Source organism: Streptomyces sp. NPDC101181 (assembly GCF_044767975.1).
In the GTDB taxonomy this organism is placed as follows: domain Bacteria; phylum Actinomycetota; class Actinomycetes; order Streptomycetales; family Streptomycetaceae; genus Streptomyces.
Genome location: NZ_JBIWOX010000002.1, coordinates 442,768 through 461,122, shown reverse-complemented (window position 1 = coordinate 461,122; position 18,355 = coordinate 442,768). Strand labels below are relative to the sequence as shown.

18 protein-coding genes and 2 pseudogenes are annotated in these 18,355 nt (G+C 71.9%); 8 read left to right on the top strand and 12 right to left on the bottom strand.

What is annotated here, in order from left to right; translation table 11 throughout:
* Positions 1-127: 127 nt before the first annotated feature.
* A complete protein-coding gene (locus tag ACIRRU_RS05715) occupies positions 128-511 on the bottom strand; it encodes a winged helix-turn-helix transcriptional regulator (protein ID WP_403676559.1) in 384 nt (127 codons plus the stop codon).
* A gap of 107 nt (positions 512-618) precedes the next feature.
* Here ACIRRU_RS05715 and ACIRRU_RS05710 point away from each other — a divergent pair, with 107 nt between their 5' ends.
* Complete coding sequence (locus ACIRRU_RS05710) at positions 619-1,485, top strand: SDR family oxidoreductase (protein WP_403676556.1); 867 nt, start codon at positions 619-621, stop codon at positions 1,483-1,485.
* Positions 1,486-1,893: 408 nt separating this feature from the next.
* A complete protein-coding gene (rarD, locus tag ACIRRU_RS05705) occupies positions 1,894-2,982 on the top strand; it encodes an EamA family transporter RarD (RefSeq protein WP_403676553.1) in 1,089 nt (362 codons plus the stop codon).
* Between the two features lie 65 nt (positions 2,983-3,047).
* Here the strand turns inward: rarD and ACIRRU_RS05700 are convergent, their stop codons facing one another.
* Both ACIRRU_RS05700 and ACIRRU_RS05695 read right to left on the bottom strand, forming a co-directional pair.
* Complete coding sequence (locus tag ACIRRU_RS05700) at positions 3,048-3,437, bottom strand: SRPBCC domain-containing protein (protein ID WP_403676551.1); 390 nt, start codon at positions 3,435-3,437, stop codon at positions 3,048-3,050.
* Positions 3,438-3,464: 27 nt separating this feature from the next.
* Positions 3,465-4,172 carry a CGNR zinc finger domain-containing protein gene (locus tag ACIRRU_RS05695; RefSeq protein ID WP_403676548.1) on the bottom strand — a complete coding sequence of 236 codons (708 nt, stop codon included), beginning with the start codon at positions 4,170-4,172 and terminating at the stop codon, positions 3,465-3,467.
* 22 nt (positions 4,173-4,194) lie between these two features.
* Here ACIRRU_RS05695 and ACIRRU_RS05690 point away from each other — a divergent pair, with 22 nt between their 5' ends.
* Positions 4,195-4,650, top strand: coding sequence for a VOC family protein (locus ACIRRU_RS05690; protein WP_403676545.1), 456 nt, complete (start codon positions 4,195-4,197; stop codon positions 4,648-4,650).
* A 13-nt stretch (positions 4,651-4,663) separates the two neighbouring features.
* Here ACIRRU_RS05690 and ACIRRU_RS05685 read toward each other — a convergent pair whose 3' ends face one another.
* From ACIRRU_RS05685 to ACIRRU_RS05675, 3 genes are read right to left on the bottom strand one after another with little or no spacing between them, the layout of a single operon-like run.
* Positions 4,664-5,296, bottom strand: a complete 633-nt coding sequence (locus ACIRRU_RS05685; RefSeq protein ID WP_403676542.1) for a hypothetical protein — start codon at positions 5,294-5,296, stop codon at positions 4,664-4,666.
* Positions 5,297-5,307: 11 nt separating this feature from the next.
* Positions 5,308-5,889, bottom strand: coding sequence for a hypothetical protein (locus tag ACIRRU_RS05680; RefSeq protein ID WP_403676539.1), 582 nt, complete (start codon positions 5,887-5,889; stop codon positions 5,308-5,310).
* Positions 5,886-6,146 carry a hypothetical protein gene (locus ACIRRU_RS05675; RefSeq protein ID WP_403676536.1) on the bottom strand — a complete coding sequence of 87 codons (261 nt, stop codon included), beginning with the start codon at positions 6,144-6,146 and terminating at the stop codon, positions 5,886-5,888. Before ACIRRU_RS05675 ends, ACIRRU_RS05680 begins: the two co-directional genes overlap by 4 nt.
* Before the next feature lie 108 nt (positions 6,147-6,254).
* Here ACIRRU_RS05675 and ACIRRU_RS05670 point away from each other — a divergent pair.
* The 3 genes and pseudogenes from ACIRRU_RS05670 (at position 6,255) to ACIRRU_RS05660 (ending at position 7,626) form a co-directional block, all read left to right on the top strand.
* Positions 6,255-7,074, top strand: a pseudogene (locus ACIRRU_RS05670) (helix-turn-helix domain-containing protein).
* Positions 7,075-7,085: 11 nt separating this feature from the next.
* Positions 7,086-7,289, top strand: a complete 204-nt coding sequence (locus ACIRRU_RS05665; protein WP_403676534.1) for a DUF397 domain-containing protein — start codon at positions 7,086-7,088, stop codon at positions 7,287-7,289.
* Between the two features lie 109 nt (positions 7,290-7,398).
* Positions 7,399-7,626, top strand: coding sequence for a DUF397 domain-containing protein (locus ACIRRU_RS05660; RefSeq protein WP_403676531.1), 228 nt, complete (start codon positions 7,399-7,401; stop codon positions 7,624-7,626).
* 334 nt (positions 7,627-7,960) lie between these two features.
* Here the strand turns inward: ACIRRU_RS05660 and ACIRRU_RS05655 are convergent, their stop codons facing one another.
* The 6 genes and pseudogenes from ACIRRU_RS05655 to ACIRRU_RS05630 form a co-directional block, all read right to left on the bottom strand.
* Entirely contained in the window at positions 7,961-8,737 is a 777-nt protein-coding gene (locus tag ACIRRU_RS05655) for a class I SAM-dependent methyltransferase (protein ID WP_403676528.1), read from the bottom strand.
* 186 nt (positions 8,738-8,923) lie between these two features.
* Entirely contained in the window at positions 8,924-9,514 is a 591-nt protein-coding gene (locus ACIRRU_RS05650) for a TetR/AcrR family transcriptional regulator (RefSeq protein ID WP_363200466.1), read from the bottom strand.
* Positions 9,515-9,761: 247 nt separating this feature from the next.
* Positions 9,762-10,695 (bottom strand): annotated as a pseudogene (locus ACIRRU_RS05645) (ABC transporter permease).
* Positions 10,682-11,719, bottom strand: coding sequence for an ABC transporter ATP-binding protein (locus tag ACIRRU_RS05640; protein ID WP_403676524.1), 1,038 nt, complete (start codon positions 11,717-11,719; stop codon positions 10,682-10,684). Before ACIRRU_RS05640 ends, ACIRRU_RS05645 begins: the two are co-directional and overlap by 14 nt.
* Before the next feature lie 158 nt (positions 11,720-11,877).
* Positions 11,878-13,158: an outer membrane lipoprotein carrier protein LolA gene (locus ACIRRU_RS05635; RefSeq protein WP_403676522.1), complete on the bottom strand. Its 1,281-nt coding sequence runs from the start codon at positions 13,156-13,158 to the stop codon at positions 11,878-11,880.
* Between the two features lie 251 nt (positions 13,159-13,409).
* Positions 13,410-14,420, bottom strand: a complete 1,011-nt coding sequence (locus ACIRRU_RS05630; RefSeq protein ID WP_403676519.1) for a polyprenyl synthetase family protein — start codon at positions 14,418-14,420, stop codon at positions 13,410-13,412.
* Positions 14,421-14,589: 169 nt separating this feature from the next.
* Here ACIRRU_RS05630 and ACIRRU_RS05625 point away from each other — a divergent pair, with 169 nt between their 5' ends.
* Both ACIRRU_RS05625 and ACIRRU_RS05620 read left to right on the top strand, forming a co-directional pair.
* Positions 14,590-16,089 carry a peptide MFS transporter gene (locus tag ACIRRU_RS05625; RefSeq protein ID WP_403677023.1) on the top strand — a complete coding sequence of 500 codons (1,500 nt, stop codon included), beginning with the start codon at positions 14,590-14,592 and terminating at the stop codon, positions 16,087-16,089.
* 131 nt (positions 16,090-16,220) lie between these two features.
* The gene (locus ACIRRU_RS05620) at positions 16,221-18,215 is read left to right on the top strand and encodes a CocE/NonD family hydrolase (protein WP_403676516.1); all 1,995 of its coding nucleotides are present in this window, start codon (positions 16,221-16,223) and stop codon (positions 18,213-18,215) included.
* The last annotated feature ends 140 nt before the right edge of the window (positions 18,216-18,355 follow it).

Sequence of the window (18,355 nt, the reverse complement as noted above, 5' to 3'; positions counted from 1 at the left end):
CCCTGGCCGCGGCCGGAGCCATCTCGTCCCGGCGACCCGAGCGACCGCACCGCGGCCCGAGCCACCCGGCGCGGCTAACGCTGAAGGCCGTGGCCACCGCTGAGGGCCGTGGCCACCGCTGAGGGGATCAGCTCCGGGCCCTGTCGTACTCCTCGCGCGCGGAGCGCACCGCGTCCACCTGGCGTTCGGTCCAGCGGGCGAGCGCCCAGACCTGCTCGGCGGCCTCGACGCCGAGCGGAGTGAGGGAGTAGTCCACCCGGGGCGGGATCACCGGCTTCGCGTCCCGGTGGACGAAGCCGTCTCGCTCCAGCGTCTGAAGCGTCTGGGCGAGCATCTTCTCGCTGACGCCACCGACCGTGCGGCGCAGCTCGCTGAAGCGGTACGAACGCTCCAGCAGCGACGCCAGTACGAGGACGCCCCAGCGGCTCGTCACATGCTCCAGCACCAGCCGGGACGGACACATCGGCTGATTGACGTCCGGCACTGGGTTGACCTGCTTGCTTACTCCCATGACAGTACCTTACTTCAAAGTGGGTACTTTCTTATCGATAGCGCTAGCCGTAAGTTTGTCACTGAACGCGGAAACGGATCAGATCGACTGAAATCGGAGCACCCCCCATGAGCATCGTCGTCACCGGCGCCACCGGAGAACTCGGCCGCCTCGTCATCGACTCCCTGCTGACCACCGTCCCGGCGGACGGCATCGCCGCCGTGGTGCGCGACAAGGAGAAGGCCGCCGGGCTCGCCGCCCGGGGCGTCGAGCTGCGCATCGCGGACTACGACCGCCCCGAGACTCTTGCCGGAGCGTTCCACTCCGGCGACCGGGTGCTGCTGATCTCCGGCAGCGAGGTGGGCAAGCGGGTCCCGCAGCACACCGCGGTCATCGAGGCGGCGAAGACGGCCGGGGTCGCGCAGCTCGCGTACACCGGCATCCTCGGCGGGCCGGACGCGGACTTCGCCCTGGCCGACGAGCACAAGGAGACCGAGGGGCTGATCCTGGCCTCCGGACTGCCGTACACCTTCCTGCGCAACGGCTGGTACACGGAGAACTACACCGCCAACCTGGCCCCGGTCCTGGAGCACGGCGCGGTCGTCGCCAACGCGGGCGCCGGACGCGTCTCCTCCGCGTCCCGCGCCGACTACGCCGCGGCCGCGGCCGCCGTCCTGACCGGCGAGGGCCACCTGAACGCCACCTACGAGCTGAGCGGCGACACCGCGTGGTCGTTCGCCGAGTACGCCGCGGTCCTGTCCGAGGAGACCGGCCGGGAGATCGCGTACAACGACGTCCCGGCGGCCGTGCACCAGGAGATCCTGGTCGCGGCGGGGCTGCCCGAGGGCTTCGCCGCGATCCTCGTGGACGTGGACCGGGCGATCGGGCGCGGGCTGCTCGCGGGGACGAGCGGCGACCTCGCCCGGCTCATCGGCCGCCCGACGACCCCTCTCGCCGAGAGCGTACGGACGGCCCTGGCGGCAGCGAAGGCCTGAGCACCGGCCGGGGGCCCGCCACCCGGGCCCCCGGGAGAGGTAGGGCCCGGGTCCGAAGGCCCGGAGCTCGCCGCCGGGCCCGCCACCCGAGGCCGGAGGCCGCGGGGCCCGCCACCCGAAGCCGGAGGCCGGGGCCCGCCACCCGAAGCCGGAGGCCGGAGGCCGGGGCCCGCCGCCCGGGACCGAAGGCCCGGAGCTCGTCACCTCCGCCCGCCGCCCGGGGCCCGAGGCAGGAAGCCGGAAGCCGGAGGCCCGGGGTGGAGTGCCGAGCGCGCCCGCGCGGCGCGCTTGCCGTACACCAAGGTGTCATGAGCGTTTTCGTGAGACGGGTATGACAGGGCGCCCCTTCCGGCGCTACCGTCGTCCCGTCGGCGCATCCGTCGGCGCACAGGTGGACCGGGAGGGCCCGTGGAGGGGAAGAACGAGCAGCGGGCCGGCCTGCTGTACGGGTTCGGCGCGTACGGGATGTGGGGTCTGGTGCCGCTCTTCTGGCCGCTGCTCAAGCCGTCCGGGGCGATCGAGATCCTCGCCCACCGGATGGTGTGGTCGCTGGTGCTCGTCGGGATCGTCCTGCTCGCGCTGCGCCGCTGGGCCTGGGTCGGTGAGCTCGTCCGCGACCGGCGCAAGCTGGGGCTGATTTCGATCGCGGCGGCGACCATCACCCTCAACTGGGGTCTCTACATCTGGTCGGTGAACAACGGGCAGGTCGTCGAGGCCTCACTCGGCTACTTCATCAATCCGCTGGTCACCATCGCCATGGGAGTTCTGCTGCTGGGCGAACGGCTGCGGCCGGTCCAGTGGACCGCGGTCGCCACCGGCTTCGTCGCCGTCCTCGTGCTGGCCATCGGATACGGGCGACCGCCGTGGATCTCGCTGGTGCTGGCGTTCTCGTTCGCCACGTACGGGCTGGTCAAGAAGAAGGTGAACATGGGCGGTCTGGAGTCCCTGGCCGCCGAGACCGCCGTGCTGTTCGTACCCGCGTCCGGCTTTCTGCTCTGGCTGACCGCCACCGGCGCGTCCACGTTCACGGCCGGGGGCGCGGGGCACGGGGCGCTGCTCGCGGCGACGGGCATCGTCACCGCGGTACCGATGATCTGCTTCGGCGCGGCGGCGGTCCGGGTGCCGCTGTCGACGCTGGGGCTGCTCCAGTATCTGGCCCCGGTCTTCCAGTTCGCGCTGGGTGTCCTCTACTTCCATGAGGCGATGCCGCCCGAGCGGTGGGCCGGGTTCGCCCTCGTGTGGCTGGCGCTGTCGCTGCTGACCTGGGACGCGCTGCGCACGGCGCGCCGCAACCGGGCGCTGGCGGTGAAGCTCCTGGCCGCCGCCGCAGCCGCCCCCGCGTCGGCGACCGTGAGCCCGAGCCCCGGTTCCGCGGCCACGAGCGCCGCCACCCCCACGAGCGCCGCCGCCACCCCCATGAGCGCTGAGGCCGCCCCCACGACCGCCGGCCTCGGTTCGGACCGCGACGGCGCGCGCGTCCAGCAGAAGCGGACCTAGTCGTCGGCGTGGTGGGCGCGTGCGGTCAAGCATGCGGTCAAGGCTGACTGGCGCACCCGCGTCCGTCAGGTCAACTCGGCCTGCACCCGGTCCATGACGCCCTTCCAGTACGCACGCCGCTCCGCGCGCTCCTCGGCGCTCGCCAGGCGCTCCTGGTGGAAGCGCAGCACGGTCCGGTCCTCGGAGCTGCCGCGTGCCACGGCGACCTGGACGGTGGACGTGCCGTAGGTGAGGCGGAAGCGGTCGCCGGGGCGGTAACCGCGGATCTCGCCGCCGGTCCCGTCGGCCGTACGGTACGGCGCACCCTTCTCCGTGGGCAGGGGGCCGTCGACGCCGAGCCAGAGCGCGAGGCCCCTCGGTCCGCTGACGAACTCCCACACGGCGGTCAGCGGTCGGTGGATGGTCCGGGAGACGCCGATCTCCCAGCCCGCGTCCTGCGTGAGTCCGGTCGGCATGAGGAAGACCTTTCCGCTCTTCGGTGGTCAGTTCTCGGTGGTCGTGGTGGTCCGGGCCCGGTGGGCCCGGACCTTGTGCCGGTTGCCGCAGCGCTCCATGGAGCACCAGCGGCGCTTGCCGGGGCGGGAGGTGTCCACGAACAGCAGGCGGCAGTCGTGCGCCGCGCAGGTGCGGACCCGGTGGGCATATGCCCCGGTGAGCAGGTCGATCGCGTCCCGGGCGACGGTCGACAGAAGCCCGGTCCCGGTGCCCCCCGCCGCCCACTCCCGGCCGCCGGCCGCGTCCAGCCGGGGCGTCAGGGGCGGATGCGCCGCCGCCCCGTTGACGACGGCCACGTCCTCCGGAGCGGGCGGCGCCGCGTGCACATGCCCCTCCACCATCCGCCAGAGCGCGTCGCGCAGCGCGCGAGCGGCGGCCACCTCCTCCGCACTCACGCTGAGCCGAGCCCCAGCGGTCGACCCGGCCCCCTCAGTCGGCCAGGGCCCCCCGGGGAGCCGGGATTCCGAGGCCCAGCGGACCAGGTCCACCGGCGCGTGCAGGGTCTCGAAGTACGCCAGCCGGCCGGGACCGCCGGTCACCAGCAGTTCCAGGGACAGCGCGCCCGGGTCGAACCGGAACGAGCTGCCGTCCGGATGCCGCAGCAGCAGCCCAGGGGGCGGCCCGGCCGGTGCGAGCGGGACGGGCCGGTTGGGCGCCGCCCCCGGTTCCGGCGTGTCCGTTGCTTTGACGCTCATGTAACCACTATAAACGGTTTCCATGACGAAGACCCTGTCCTGGAAGCTCGTGATCGACAGCGCCGACCCGCACGCCCAGGCCGGTTTCTGGGCCGAAGCCCTCGGTTATCTCGTCGAGGACAACAGCGCCCTGGTCGAGCAGCTGCTGGCCGCCGGAGCGGTGCCCGAGGCGATCACCACCCGTGCCCACGGCCGCCGCGCCTGGCTCGACCTCGCGGCGGCACGGCACCCGGACGACCCGCACGAGGAGCACAGCGGTACGGGGCTGGGGCGGCGGCTGCTCTTCCAGCGCGTGCCGGAGCCGAAGACGGTCAAGAACCGGCTCCACATCGACGTCCATTCCGAGCCGGGCCGACGCGACGCGGAGGCCGAGCGGCTCACGGGCCTGGGCGCGCGAACGCTCCGTACGGTCGACGAGCAGGGCGGCAGCTGGCTCGTCCTGGCCGACCCGGAGGGCAACGAGTTCTGCCTGCACTGAGGGGCGGCCCGGCCTACCCGCCCTGCCCACCCGGCGGACCGTCCGACCCGCCCCGCCCATCCGACCCACCCGGCGGACCATCCGACCCGCCCTGCCCATCCGACCCACCCGACGGCCCACCCGGCTCGCCCGGCTTGTCCCGCCCACCCGGCTCATCCGGTCCATCCGGGCCGTCGCGCCCGTCGTGCCCATCCCCCGCAGCCGACCCGTCCTGCCCCTCCCGCTCACGCAGAATGTCCTGCCGGATCTGCTCGGCCATCAGCTCCGCGAGCGGGTCCGTCACATCCCAGGAGTGCGCCCCGGGGTGCCGGTCGTAGAGGACGCACACGTCGCCCTCCGTGACGGACAGCCGGTGGATCACCGCAGGGCACGGCAGCAGTTCGGCGAAGCGGAACTTCCGGCGCATCTCGGTGTCGGTGGCGGTGTCCGTCCAGAACATCCACAGGTCCCGCGCGGCAGGCCGGTCGGCCGCCCAGAGCTGGGCCGCGTGCTCGGTGTCCTTGTCGTGCTCACCGAGTTCGCAGAGCAGGAAGTCGTCCAGGGCGAGCTTCGCGCCCTCCTCCTGGCCGGGCTCGTCCTCCAGGACCAGGAGTGCCACCCGCATTCCCATCTCCGGGAGTTCGGTGAGGGCGGTGCACTGCAACATGTCGCTCTTCCTTACGGGCGGGGGGTAGGGGGATGCGGCGGGCCGACGGGACGGGCCGGGGTCAGGGGGCGCATGACGAGCCCGTACCAGGACGTGTGGTCCCGGGCCACGAACTCGTACGGCAGTCCGTCCGCGAGCCGCAGCAGCGCGTAGTCGTGCTCGCGGAAACTGCCGGCCCAGGAACGGAGTTCGGTGGGGATGTCGGGGACACACGCGAAGACGCGGCCGGGCATCACCCCGTGGACGCCGCCGGGCGCGCCACCGGCTCCGATGCCCGGCGCGCCCGCGCTTCCGATACCGGGCGTGACCCCGCTTCCGATGCCGGGCACGCCACCGCCTCCGACACCCGGTGTGACTCCGCCTCCGACGCCCTGCGTGACCCCGGAGAACGACTGGAGTGCGCGGGCCGGGATCCAGGGGGTGTACGGGTCCGGGTCCAGGGCGTCCGCGAAGCGCCGGGCCTGCCGCCGCAGCCAGCGCAGGGCCAGCCGCCGCGTCGGCGCGAGGGTCCTGCCGAGGCGGACGGTCCGTGCCGCGTCGCCTCCGTGGCACTCGGCGACGTACCAACCGGTGTGCGTGCGGGCCGTGTTCACAGCACCTCACCCCGGCTGCGCGCGTTGAGCCGGGCGGTCCGGGCGCGGAGCCCTTCCATCGGGAGCGCGAGGCGGACCAGCCGGGGTTCCGCCTCCCACTCCCGGCCGCCGCCGACCGGCCGGAGCGACCAGTAGGGACCGGCGACCCCGCGGAACTCCCCGACGCGGTCGCCCCGGCCGGTGTCGACCATGAGCGTGCCGGGGGCCGGAGGGTCGGGAGGCTGCTGGGTATTCGGGCAGACGTTCTCGCCGTACACCTATCGCTCCTCTCTGTAGCCGTTCGACTACCGGGGCGATTCAGCGTGACCTACCGTGAGAAGGCATTCAACTTGCCTATTCGGCACGGAAGATAGAGCGGGCAGCCTGTGAACATCAAGGAACTGAATCCCGAAGCATCCGCCAAGGCCGCCTACGGCGCACGCCTGCGCACGTTACGGACTCAGCGCGGCTGGACGCAGGAGGGATTGGGCGACCGGATCGGCTACTCCAGCACGCACGTCTCCTCGGTGGAAACTGGTCGCAAACTTGCGACCTTGCGCTTTTCGCGTAATACCGACCGGGCTCTCGGCCTGTCCGGGACCGACGACGCGTTCGAGCGTGAACTCCAGCAGATCAAGCACGGGAGCCTGCTGGAAGGCTTCCCGGAGTTCCTCAACTACGAGGGCCGGGCGGCGGAGATCCGGCTGTACGAGGTCGGCGTCATGCCGGGACTGCTCCAGACCCCCGAGTACGCCACGGTCCTGGCCGACGCCGCGGCGGCACGCGATCACCGCCGACCAGGCCGCGGAACGCGTCGCGCTGGTCGCGGAGCGTCAGGCCGCCCTCGTCCGGGGAAATCTCCCCCTGATCTTCGCGATGCTGGACGAGAGTTGCCTACGCAGGCCAGTGGGCAGCCCCGCTGTAATGAAGGCACAGATGGAACGGCTGCTGGAGTTCGCCGAGCAGCCCCACACCGTGCTCCAGGTCGTGCCGTTCTCCATGGGAGAGCACCGCCCGTTCAGCCTGCCGATCACCATCCTGACCCTGCCCGACCGCTCACTGATGTCGTACGCCGAGTCCGCACAGCAGGGCTATCTGGAGCGGGAAAGTGGCTCGGTGGTACCCCAGTTGACGTCCTACCATCAGATGCAGGCGGTAGCCCCCTCCCAGGAGGCCTCCGTAGACATCATCAGGCAGCAGTTCTGAAAGGGCTCCTCGTGACAACCGAAACCCCCCGCTGGTTCACCTCCTCCTACAGCGAAAACGGCGGCCAGTGCGTCGAGGTCGCCGCCAACCTCGCCGCCATTCCGCACGGCGTCGTCCCGGTCCGCGACTCCAAGAACACCAGCGGCCCGGTCGTCACCCTCCGCGCCGAGGCGTTCTCCTCCTTCGTCGCGGGTATCAAGTCCGGGGAGCTGTAACACCCGTAAGCACCCGGTACGGCTCTCGTACGCGCCCGGGTACGTATGCGTAGGCATCCGGTGCGTACGCGCACGCACCCGTTCGCACCGGCACGACGGAAGGGCACTCATGACAGCCGAACCTCCCCGCTGGTTCACGTCCTCGTACAGCGAAAACGGCGGCGCGTGCGTCGAGGTCGCCACGAACCTCGCCACCACCCCGCGCGGGGTCGTCCCCGTCCGTGACTCCAAGAACGCCACCGGCCCGCTCCTCACCCTCCCCGCCGAGGCGTTCACCGCTTTCGTCGCGGGCGTCCGGAACGGGCACTTCGGCAACGGGCACGTCGACGCCGTCTGAGCCACCCCGGCAACCGCCCCACCGTGCCCGCGCGGTGGGGCTTCGCCGTGCGGCCGGGCTCGCGCGGACAGGCCTCACGCGCTCAGGCCTCGCCGCGCGTCCGGGCCTCATTTTCCCGTCACGGAACGCGAACCCCTTGCCCCTTGCCCCCTGCCATCGCCATCGAGGTCCGTCGGCGTCGAGCGGGGCATCCGGCAGGGCGGCCCGGACATATGACGCCGCGCGGCTATCCGCCCTGACGACTGAGCATCTCGCCGAGGCCGCCACTCATCAACCGGATGAGTTTCGCCCACGATCTATTTCCACGGGTTTCGCCCGCGTTTTCGCCCACGGTTTATTCCGGCACCCTGCCGGAGGCGATCCTGCCTTGCGCGCCGCGTTCGCCGAGATCGAGGCGGCTGATCTCCTGGTCCAGGATCTGCGTAAATTCGTCTTTGTAGCGAGAGATCGCAGCATTGTATTGGGGAATGATCCGGAGGAAGGCGTTCAAGGAACGTGCCGTCGGCAGGGAAAAAGGCTCCGTAACCTCTTCGGACTGCACATCGACGCAGCCGGCGTCGACCAGCACCTGCTCGACCTCTTCCCGCTCCAAGAAGTCGGAGAACACCGGGAGCGGGAGGCTTCCCACCTCCGGATCTCCGAGGCGTTGGATCGCCCGAGCGAGCGGCACGAACACCGGCGCACCGCCCACGGGTCCCGCCCGATGGACCACGCTGACCAGGCCGCCCGGTCGAACGACGCGGACCGTCTCCCGCACAGCCGTCAACGCGTCCGCACCCAGGAGCAGGACGCCGAACACGGAGAAGGCGGCGTCGAACCGGTGGTCGGGATAACGGAGTTCGCGAGCGTCCATGACCTCGGCAGAGCACCCGGGGAACGGGCCGAGGCGCTGCCGCAGCCTCTGGACCATATCCGGCGATCTGTCGATGGCGGTGACCTTTTGGTGTCCCCGGCCCACCGCGGTCAGGGCGAGTGCGCCAGTCCCCGCGGCGACATCCAGGACGGCGGAGTCGGCTCCCACTGCCGCCCGGTCCGGCGCCCTTTCGGCGAAACGCCGACTGTTCGGTCGGCGGTCAGGCAGGAGAGTGAGTCCGGCGACGCCGACGCCCACCAAGCGTTCCTTTCCGGAAAGCGACAGCCGGAGGAATACAAGGCGGCCGATTCACGCGGAGCCGAGTTGTCGACGGCATGCGGCGTCCCGGCCTCCGACGTGCCGCCGGTGCGGACGGCCCACCGGCCAGTGAAGCCTTCCTCCGTCACGCGGGGAACGCGGGACTGCCCGCGTGGGGCCGACGGTTCAGTAACCCGGCGCTCCCAGCGCCCGCAGCACATGCGCCACCAGTGCGGTGATCGTCTCCTCGTCCTGGGCCGGCTTGCGCAGCACGTGGCGGTAGTAGAGGGGGCCGTACAGCATCTCCACGGCCAGATACAGGTCCGCGTCGGGCGGGATCTGGCCCGCCCGCTGGGCGCTGCGCAGCCGTTCCGCCGCCTGCTCGACGCGCGGGTCGACCAACTGCTCCCGCAGCGCCCGCGCGAGGACGTCGTCGTGGTGCAGCTCGGAGAGGATGCCCGCGTAGGCGGGGCCGAACGGGGGGACGGAGAGCAGGTTCACCGCGCCCGCGGCGTGTTTGCGCAGATCGGCGCCGATGTCGCCGGTGTCCTCGAACGGTGTCGCGTCGACCAGGGCGTCGGTGAACGCCTCCAGCAGGACCGCCCCTTTTGACGGCCACCAGCGGTAGATCGTCTTCTTGCTGACCCCGGCGCGGGCCGCGATGGCCTCTATGGTGACGTGCCCGTAGCCCCGCTCCGTACAGAGGTCCAGGGCGGCCCGCAGGATGGCGCGGCGGGACTGTTCGCTTCGGCGCGCACTGTTCGGCGGCGTGATCATTCGGAGAGCATAGAGGTGGTCCGATCAGTCTCTTATTGACAGCTCGTCGTCCAGGACCGAATATATCCCGAGCGGAAACGGAACGTACCGTGTCGTGTTGTTCCCTCTCCGCGTCGTTCGTGCCGTCCGGGCCGCGACGAGCCGATCGGGGGACGGCTTGCCCGGCCGACGGCGCGGACGAATCCTCTGCAACTCCACCCCGATCCCGCTCCCGACCCGCTCCCGGTCCCGGTCCCCTGGGCGCGGATCAGGCCGTGATGTCCTTGGCCGTGAAGCGGGCCCAGGCCGCCGAGCCGAACACCGCCACGTCACACCCCTTGCAGTTGGAAGTTCCTGACCAGGTCGTCCCAGTGGACGGGCTCCCGCAGGACGTCGGCGAACGAGAGCCAGTAGTGCGGGAAGAGATAGGGGTGGATCGCGCTCAGCTGCGGGATGCTGTCGAGGATCTGCGCCGTGATCAGCAGCCCCACCGCCGCCGCCATCGCCCCGATCCCGCTGCCCGTCAGGGTGGAGACGAACAGCCCCAGCGCGGCGAACCCGGCCAGCGAGACCGCGACGACGAGGGCCGTCACGACGGCCCGCACCAGCCCCTCACCGAAGCTGATCCGGGTCCCGGAGATCGTGGTGACCTCCCCCACCGGGAACAGCAGCGCCCCCACCGCCAGCGCCGAGGCCGCCACCACCAGGGCCGCGACCAGGCAGAACGACAGGACGGAGGCGTACTTGGCGAGAAGCAGCCGGGTACGGCCCGCCGGGGCGACCAGCAGATAGCGCAGGGTGCCGCTGCTCGCCTCGCCCGCGATCGCGTCACCCGCCACCACGCCGACGGCCATCGGCAGGAACACCGGCAGGGTCGCGGCGAGCGCGGCGAAGACGAGGAAGACTCCGTTGTTGGTGACCTGGGCGAGGAACGCCGGGCCTCCGCCGCCCTCCGGTCCGCCCCCGCCGCCTCCGCCGCCGCCCGTCTCGACGCGCACCGCGATCCCGATGAGGACCGGTACGGCGGCGAGGACGGCGAGCAGGGCGTAGGTGCGGTGGCGGCGGAACAGCAGGGCGACCTCGGACCGGAGGATTCCGAGGGTCCACAGCGGGTTACGGGAGCCCCCGGGGTCCGGGCCGCCCGGAGGCTCCGGGGTCACCGGTCGTCCCCCGGCGGTGGACCTCTGCTCAGCCCGCGACATCGAATCCCTCTCCGGTGAGTGCGACGAAAGCGTCCTCCAGCGAGCCCCGCTCGACGCCGAAGAACCGCACCCGCACCCCGGCGCCCACCAGCGCCGCGTTCAGGTCGGCGAGGTCCAGGGCGGGGGGCGGGGCGTCGGCGGTCAGCCGGTCGCCGTCGGCCGTCAGGCCGGTCAGGCCGTGTTCCGCCAGGACGCGGGCCGCGGCGGCCGGGTCCGGAGAGAGGACGGTGAGCCGGCCCCGGGCGGTGGCGGCCAGGTCGGCGACCGGGCCCTGGACGATCAGGCGGCCCCGGGCCATCACGGCGGCGTGCGTGCAGACCTGCTCGATCTCGTCCAGCAGGTGGGAGGAGAGGAAGACCGTGGTGCCCTCCGCCGCCAGCTCCCGGACCAGGGAGCGGATCTCGCGCATGCCCTGCGGGTCGAGGCCGTTGGTCGGTTCGTCCAGGACGAGCAGCCTGCGCGGGCGCAGCAGGGCGGCGGCGAGCCCGAGGCGCTGCTTCATGCCGAGGGAGTACGCCTTGGCCTTCCGGCCCGAAGCGGCGGCGAGCCCGACCCGCTCCAGGGCGTCGTCCACGCGCGCGCGGCGGGTGCGCGGGTCGGCGGTGGGGTCGGCCCGGTCGTACCGCAGGAGGTTGTCCCGGCCGTTCAGGAACCCGTACAGCGCGGGCCCCTCGATCAGCGCGCCGACCTGGGGCAGCACCGTACGGGAGGCCCGTGGCATGGGTGCGCCCAGCACCTCGGCGGTGCCGGACGTCGGGTCGATGAGACCCATCAGCATCCGGATCGTCGTGGTCTTGCCGGAGCCGTTGGGGCCGAGGAAGCCGAAGACGCTGCCGCCGGGCACGGTGAGGTCGAGGCCGTCCACGGCGAGCCGGCCGCCCCCGTAGCGCTTGGTCAGGCCCCGGGTGCGGATGACGGGGGCGGGGCCGTCGGCGCCGTCCGTCCCGCTCGGGTCCGTCTCGCGCGGGGCGGGGGTGTCAGCTCTCCCCGCCGCCGTCGAACGCGTCGCCTCCGCCGCCGTCATCCGGTCACCTCTCCGTCCTCTCCCGGGCGGCTCGACGACCGCCCCGCCGCACAGGTGCGCGGCGGGGCGGTCGTGGCCGTCACGGGCCGCGGCGGCCGTGGTGGCCGCCGCGGCCGTCGTGGACCGGAAGATCGGCAGGTCGGAGTCTTCCGGTGGTGCTACTTCGCGGTGTCGGCGGCGCGCACCAGTGCGTCCTTCGTCACCGCTCCGACGTATACCCTGCCGTCGTCCGTCAGCAGCGCGTTGACGAGGCGCGTCTTGAAGACCGTGCCCGAGCCGAACTTCCCGCTGACCTTGTCACCGACGGCGTCGAGGAAGCTCTGCGCCTCGGCCGGGACGTCACCCGAGCCCGGTGCGGGCAGGCCCTTGCCGCCGGGGACCTTGATCTCGGCGATCGAGGTCCAGCCCTTGCCGATGACGTTGACGCCGTCGGCACCCTCCAGTCCGCCGAGCCCGCCGGGCAGCGCCTTGTGGGCCGCGCCCCACTCGTCCTTGCCGGTCTCCTGCTCGCCCTTTCCGGTCTTCCCCTGGTGCTTGCCGGGCTCCAGCTGGTCGGCTTCGGTCACCTTGGCGCCCTTGGGCGGGCTGAAGTCGAACGTGGAGGCGGCGGGACGGGCGAAGTCGACCTTGGTGAACCCGGCGTCGACCACGGCCTTGCCGCCGCTCGCCGCGGACAGGGTGAACTTCAGCGGGACGCCGTTCTCGGCGTCCACGGCGATCCGGACCGAGCCGATCGTCGAACCGGACTGCTTGGGCTTGATCAGCAGCTGGTAGGCGTCCCGCCCGGCGATCCGCGCCGAGCCGTCGACGGTGACCGAGGTGGTGTCCCCGGCCGCCGCGAGCGCCTGCTCGGCGAGGTCCTTCGGGGTGGCCGAAGCGCCCTTGGGGGCCTTGGGGGTCTTGCCCTCGGCGTCGCGGCCCGCGGGGGCCTCGGAGTGGTAGACCTCGTCGGAGGCGCTGTCGTACGCCCAGACCTCGCCCTGGTTGTGGATGACGCTGTACTCGGAGGCGTCCCCGAGGACGGAGAGCTTCTGCTTCTCCGGGCCGTCGGCGGCCACCCGCAGCGTGTGCGTGCCGGACGTCAGCTCCATGAGCTTGTCCTGCGGCGCGGCGGCCCCGCCGTCCTTGCCCTCGCCCGCGGCGCCGTCCGGGACGAGCGAGCCCGCGAGGCCGTCGAGCGGCAGCCCCAGGTCGGTGCTGATCTTGAACGTGCCCGAGAGCTGTTCCTGGTCGGAAGCGGCGATCTTCTCGACCAGTTCCTGTGCGCTGATCTTCGGCAGGTCCGGGTCGCCGGAGCTGGCGAGGGCCGGGACCAGTCCGATGGTCGCGACCGTCACCCCCACGACCGCGACGGGGACGATGTAGCGCGCTGCCTTCCGGCGGCCCACGACAGTGCCCGTGGCCTCCCCGGTGGTCTCCGCGCTGTCGTTCGGTGCCATGTGTGCCCTACCTCCGTGGTCGGCGGCTTCCGTTGTTATCCATCTGACCAAAACCGCGGGGCTGAAGCGTCAGACCGGGGAATCAACTCCGCCTACTGCTCCGGTATGACAACCAGACGGGGGATCGGGGCCATCCACTAGGGGGCCGAACGAGGATGACGTCGCGTCAGCGCACCCGGACCACGCACCCGGACCATGCGCCTGGTCCGTACGTCTGTGCCGCGCACCCGGACCGTACGCCCGCGGGGCGCTCAGCCCGCGCGGTGCACCACCGCGTCGCACAGCTCCTCCAGCGCGGACTTCGCGTACCCCTCCGGCAGCGGGGCGAGCGTGGCGCGTGCCTCCTGGGCGTAGCGGACGGTGTCCTGGCGGGCCCGCTCCAGTGCCGGGTGGGCGCGGAGTCGGCGCAGCGCCTCGGCGAGGACGGCGTCGTCGCTCAGGTCGCCGTCGAGCAGCTGGACCAGTTCCACGTCGTCGGGCTTGCCGTCCTCGGCCGCCTGGGCGCGCAGCCACAGGACCGGGAGGGTCGGGATGCCCTCGCGCAGGTCGGTGCCGGGGGTCTTGCCGGACTCGTGGGAGTCGGAGGCGATGTCGAGGACGTCGTCGGCGAGCTGGAAGGCGATGCCGAGCCGCTCCCCGTACTGCGTGAGGATGTCCACGGTCCGGTCGTCCGCGCCGGACATCAGCGCGCCGAACCGGCCGGAGACGGCGACCAGCGAGCCGGTCTTGCCGCTGAGCACGTCCAGGTAGTGGTCGACGGGGTCGCGGCCGTCGCGCGGGCCCGCGGTCTCCAGGATCTGGCCGGTGACCAGCCGCTCGAAGGCCTCCGCCTGGATGCGGACGGCCTCGGGGCCCAGGTCGGCCAGGATGTGCGAGGCGCGGGCGAAGAGGAAGTCGCCGGTGAGGACGGCCACCGAGTTGCCCCAGCGGGCGTTCGCGCTGGGCACGCCGCGCCGCACGTCGGCCTCGTCCATGACGTCGTCGTGGTAGAGCGTGGCCAGGTGCGTCAGCTCGACGACGACGGCCGAGGGGACGACGCCCGGCGCGTCCGGATCGCCGAACCGTGACGCGAGCATGACCAGCAAGGGGCGGAACCGCTTGCCCCCGGCCCGGACCAGGTGCTGAGCGGCCTCCGTGATGAAGGGGACATCGCTCTTGGTGGCTTCCAGCAGACCGGTTTCGACGGCGGCGAGGCCCGCCTGGACATCGGCCTCAAGAGACTGGTCCCGCACGTGCAGTCCAAACGGCCCGACGACGGTCACGAGGGCATCTCCTGTCTGCTGACGATCACACGCAATGTCGATCTGTCGCCGTGTGTCGCTGTCTCCACTATCAACTTCAGCGTATCCGGTCCCTTACGGATCACCACGGGCGGCTGCCCGCCTCCCCCGGTATGTTCTTGATCAGCTCATACGATCGGGAGTGTCCGCCTTGTCCCACACCGCCGCCGGCACCGGACCGGCCCAGCCGCCGCCCGAGGACGACCACGCGTTCTTCGGCCAGCCACGGGGTCTGATGACCCTGTCCGGCCTGGAGGTCTGGGAGCGGTTCTCGTTCCTCGGCATGCAGGCGATCCTGGTGCTGTTCTTCGCCGACGCGGTCGCCGACGGCGGAATGGGCATGGATCCCGGAACCGCCGCCTCCGTGTCGGCCGCGTACGGGACCCTCGTCTATCTGGTCTCCGTCGCGGGCGGCTGGCTGGCCGACCGCATCCTCGGCTCCTACCGGGCCGTGCTGTACGGCGGCATCCTCATCGCCTGCGGCCACTACGCGATGGCGGTGCCGACCGACGCGATGACCTGGGTGGGCCTCGGTCTGATCAGCGCGGGGACCGGGCTGCTCAAGCCCAATGTGGCCTCCATGGTCGGCAAGCTCTACCGCACCGACGACGAGCGGCGCGACGCGGGCTTCGCCCTGTACTACATGGGCATCAACATCGGCGCCTTCGCCGGACCCCTGATCACCGGCTGGCTCGGCGAGCACTGGAGCTGGCACGGGGGCTTCTCGGCCGCCGCGATCGGGATGACCCTCGGGCTGATCCAGTACGTCGCGGGCCGCCGTCACCTGGTCGGGCGCAAGGAGGGCGCCGAGTTCGCCCTGGCCCCGCCCGCCATGCGCCGCGCGGTGCGGCTGATCATCGGCGGGGCCGTCCTGGCCGCCGTCCTCGCCACCGCCCTGGCCCTGGCCGGCTGGCTCACCGTCGACCGGTTCGTGGACCTGCTCACCGTGGTCTCGGTCATCGCACCGATCGCGTACTTCGTGGTGATGTTCAAGAGCCCCCGCGTCACCGCTGAGGAGCGCGGCAGGCTCCGCCCGTACATCGTGCTGTTCCTGGGATCGGTCGTCTTCAACTTCATCCTGTTCCAGGCCTACTCCACGATGATCCTGCTGGCGTCGACCAACGCGCGCACCGAGGTCCTCGGCTTCACCTTCCCGGCCAGCTGGTACGCCTCGGCGCTGGGCGCCTTCGAGGTGGCGCTCGCGCCCGTGGTGGCCGCCGCCTGGGTCCGGATGGGCCGCCGCCAGCCGCACGCCTCCAACAAGATCGCCTTCGGTGTCGTCCTCGGCGGTCTGTCGTTCCTGCTGATGGTCCTGCCCACCTCGGGGCACGCGGACGACACGTACAAGATGGCCGCCTGGTGGATCGTCGGCTCCTACCTGCTGCTGGGCCTCGGTGACGTGCTGCTGGAGACCTCCGGCCTCTCCGCCAGCAGCAAGCTCGCCCCGAAGGCGTTCGCCAGCCAGACGATGGCCCTGTGGTTCCTGTCACTGGCCGTCGCCAACGGCATCCAGGCCCAGGTCGTGAAGGTGTACGGCGAGGTCTCCACCCCGGCCTACTTCGGCGTCAACGGAGCCGTGGCGGTGGCGGCGGGCGTGGCCATGATCCTCGCCGCGCCCTGGCTGAAACGCACCATGCACCCCGTCCACTGACCGGTCCCGCTCCGTTTCCCGCCCCCGCCCACCAACCCGTTTCGCACCCCGCTCACCGACCCGTACGCCTCTCCAGCAGGCCCCTCCAGCACGCCCCTCCCGCGCCCCGTCGTCGTACATCGAGGTGACCCATGAACATCACGACCGAGTTCCCGTACGAGACGACCCACGAGGACGTGTCCATCCCGCTGTCCGACGGCACCCGGCTCTACGCCCGGATCTGGCGGCCGCTGACCGACGAGCCGGTCCCCGCCCTGCTGGAGTACCTGCCCTACCGGCTCAGCGACTGGACCGCCCCCCGCGACTGGCAGCGGCACCCCTGGTACGCGGGCCACGGCTACGCCTCGGTGCGGGTCGACGTCCGGGGGCACGGCAACAGCGAGGGGCTGCCGGGCGACGAGTACGACGCGCGGGAGCTGGCCGACGGGGTCGCCGTCGTCCACTGGCTGGCCCAGCAGGAGTGGTGCTCGGGGCGGGTCGGGATGTTCGGGATCTCCTGGGGCGGCTTCAACTCGCTCCAGATCGCCGCGCTCGCCCCCGAACCGCTGAAGGCGATCGTCACCGTCTGCTCGGCCGACGACCGCTACGACAACGACGTCCACTACATGGGCGGCTCCGTCCTCGCCGTCGACATGCACGCCTGGGCCGCCACCATGCTCGCCTTCGTCTGCCGCCCGCCCGACCCCGCGCACGTCGGCGACGCCTGGCGGGAGATGTGGCTGAACCGGCTGGAGGCCGTCGAGCCCTTCAGCCACACCTGGCTCGCCCACCAGACCCGCGACGCCTACTGGAAGCACGGCAGCGTCTGCGAGGACTACGGCGCGATCAAGGCGAACGTGCTGGCGGTCGGCGGCTGGCACGACCCGTACCGCGACACCGTCCTGCGGCTCGTCGAACACCTCGACCCCGGCCAGGTGCGCGGGATCATCGGCCCCTGGTCGCACCAGTACCCGGACCGGGGGCTGCCGCCGGGGCCCGCGATCGGCTTCCTCCAGGAGACGCTGCGCTGGTGGGACCAGCACCTCAAGGGCAAGGAGACGGGCGTGATGCGGGAACCGCTGCTGCGGTCCTGGATCAGCGGCTCGCACCCGCCCGCCACGGTGTACGAGACGCTGCCCGGCCGCTGGGTCGGGGACGCCTCCTGGCCATCGGAGAACGTCACGCCGGCGACGTACGCCCTCCAGGGCGGTGAGCGGATCGTCGCCTCGCCGCAGGAGACCGGGCTGGACGCGGGCCGCTTCTTCCCCTTCGGCAACGACGCCGACCTGCCGCCGGACCAGCGCGACGAGGACGCGAAGTCGGTGTCGTTCGAGTTCCCGGTGTCCGAGGCCCCCATCGAGATCCTCGGCCGCCCCCGGGTGCGGCTGCGCCTGCGGATGGACGTCCCGCGCGGCCAGGCCGTCGCCCGCCTCTGCGACGTCGCGCCCGACGGCTCCTCCACCCTGGTCACCCGGGGCGTGCTCAACCTGGCCGCCCGGCACGGCCGCGACCGCACCGACGACTGGACACCCGGCGACACCGAGGACGTGGTCCTGGACCTCAACGGCATCGGGCACACCTTTCCGCCCGGCCACCGCATCCGGATCGCGATCTCCTCCGCGTACTGGCCCTGGATCTGGCCGCAGGCAGGGTCGGCCGGTTTCACCCTGGACGCCGACGGCAGCTTCGTCGAACTGCCCGTGCGCCGCCACACCGAGGACCCGGCGATCACCTTCGGCGCACCGGAACAGTCCGCACCGCTCGGCGTGGTCCACCCGGTCACCCTGGAGGAGCCGCGCCCCGAACGGCTCGTCGTCCGCGATGTCGCCAAGGGCGAGTGGCGACTGGAGGTCGACCCCCGCTACGGCGGTACGCGGGTCTACCCGGACGGCCTCGAATTCACCGAGGACGCGCTGGAGACGTACACCATCCAGCAGGACGACCCGCTCTCGGCGCGGACCCGCTCGGACTGGGCGATCCGGCTGCACCGGCCGGAGACGGCCTGGGACGCGCGGATCGAGACCCGCTCGGAGATCACCGCCGACGAGCACGACTTCATCACCTCCGACGAGGTGATCTGCACCAGCGGCGACGAGGTGGTCTTCCACCGCACCTGGGAGAAGCGGATTCCGCGCACGGCGGGCTGAACCCCTCCCCCGCCTCCCTCACCGGGCCCCCGCGCCGCCGGGGCCGTCGAACTTTCCGGTCAATACGCGCAGTTGGGGATGGTCGGGGCACTGCCGCCGGGCAGGAGCCCCGACGTAACGTGTCCCCCACGCGACCTGGA

Excerpts from the sequence above, each read along its gene's own strand:
- ACIRRU_RS05715 (WP_403676559.1), bottom strand. The coding sequence starts at position 511 with ATGGGAGTAAGCAAGCAGGTCAACCCAGTGCCGGACGTCAATCAGCCG.
- ACIRRU_RS05710 (WP_403676556.1), top strand. The coding sequence starts at position 619 with ATGAGCATCGTCGTCACCGGCGCCACCGGAGAACTCGGCCGCCTCGTC.
- ACIRRU_RS05700 (WP_403676551.1), bottom strand. The coding sequence starts at position 3,437 with ATGCCGACCGGACTCACGCAGGACGCGGGCTGGGAGATCGGCGTCTCC.
- ACIRRU_RS05695 (WP_403676548.1), bottom strand. The coding sequence starts at position 4,172 with ATGAGCGTCAAAGCAACGGACACGCCGGAACCGGGGGCGGCGCCCAAC.
- ACIRRU_RS05690 (WP_403676545.1), top strand. The coding sequence starts at position 4,195 with ATGACGAAGACCCTGTCCTGGAAGCTCGTGATCGACAGCGCCGACCCG.
- ACIRRU_RS05685 (WP_403676542.1), bottom strand. The coding sequence starts at position 5,296 with ATGTTGCAGTGCACCGCCCTCACCGAACTCCCGGAGATGGGAATGCGG.
- ACIRRU_RS05660 (WP_403676531.1), top strand. The coding sequence starts at position 7,399 with ATGACAGCCGAACCTCCCCGCTGGTTCACGTCCTCGTACAGCGAAAAC.
- ACIRRU_RS05650 (WP_363200466.1), bottom strand. The coding sequence starts at position 9,514 with ATGATCACGCCGCCGAACAGTGCGCGCCGAAGCGAACAGTCCCGCCGC.
- ACIRRU_RS05640 (WP_403676524.1), bottom strand. The coding sequence starts at position 11,719 with ATGACGGCGGCGGAGGCGACGCGTTCGACGGCGGCGGGGAGAGCTGAC.
- ACIRRU_RS05635 (WP_403676522.1), bottom strand. The coding sequence starts at position 13,158 with ATGGCACCGAACGACAGCGCGGAGACCACCGGGGAGGCCACGGGCACT.
- ACIRRU_RS05620 (WP_403676516.1), top strand. The coding sequence starts at position 16,221 with ATGAACATCACGACCGAGTTCCCGTACGAGACGACCCACGAGGACGTG.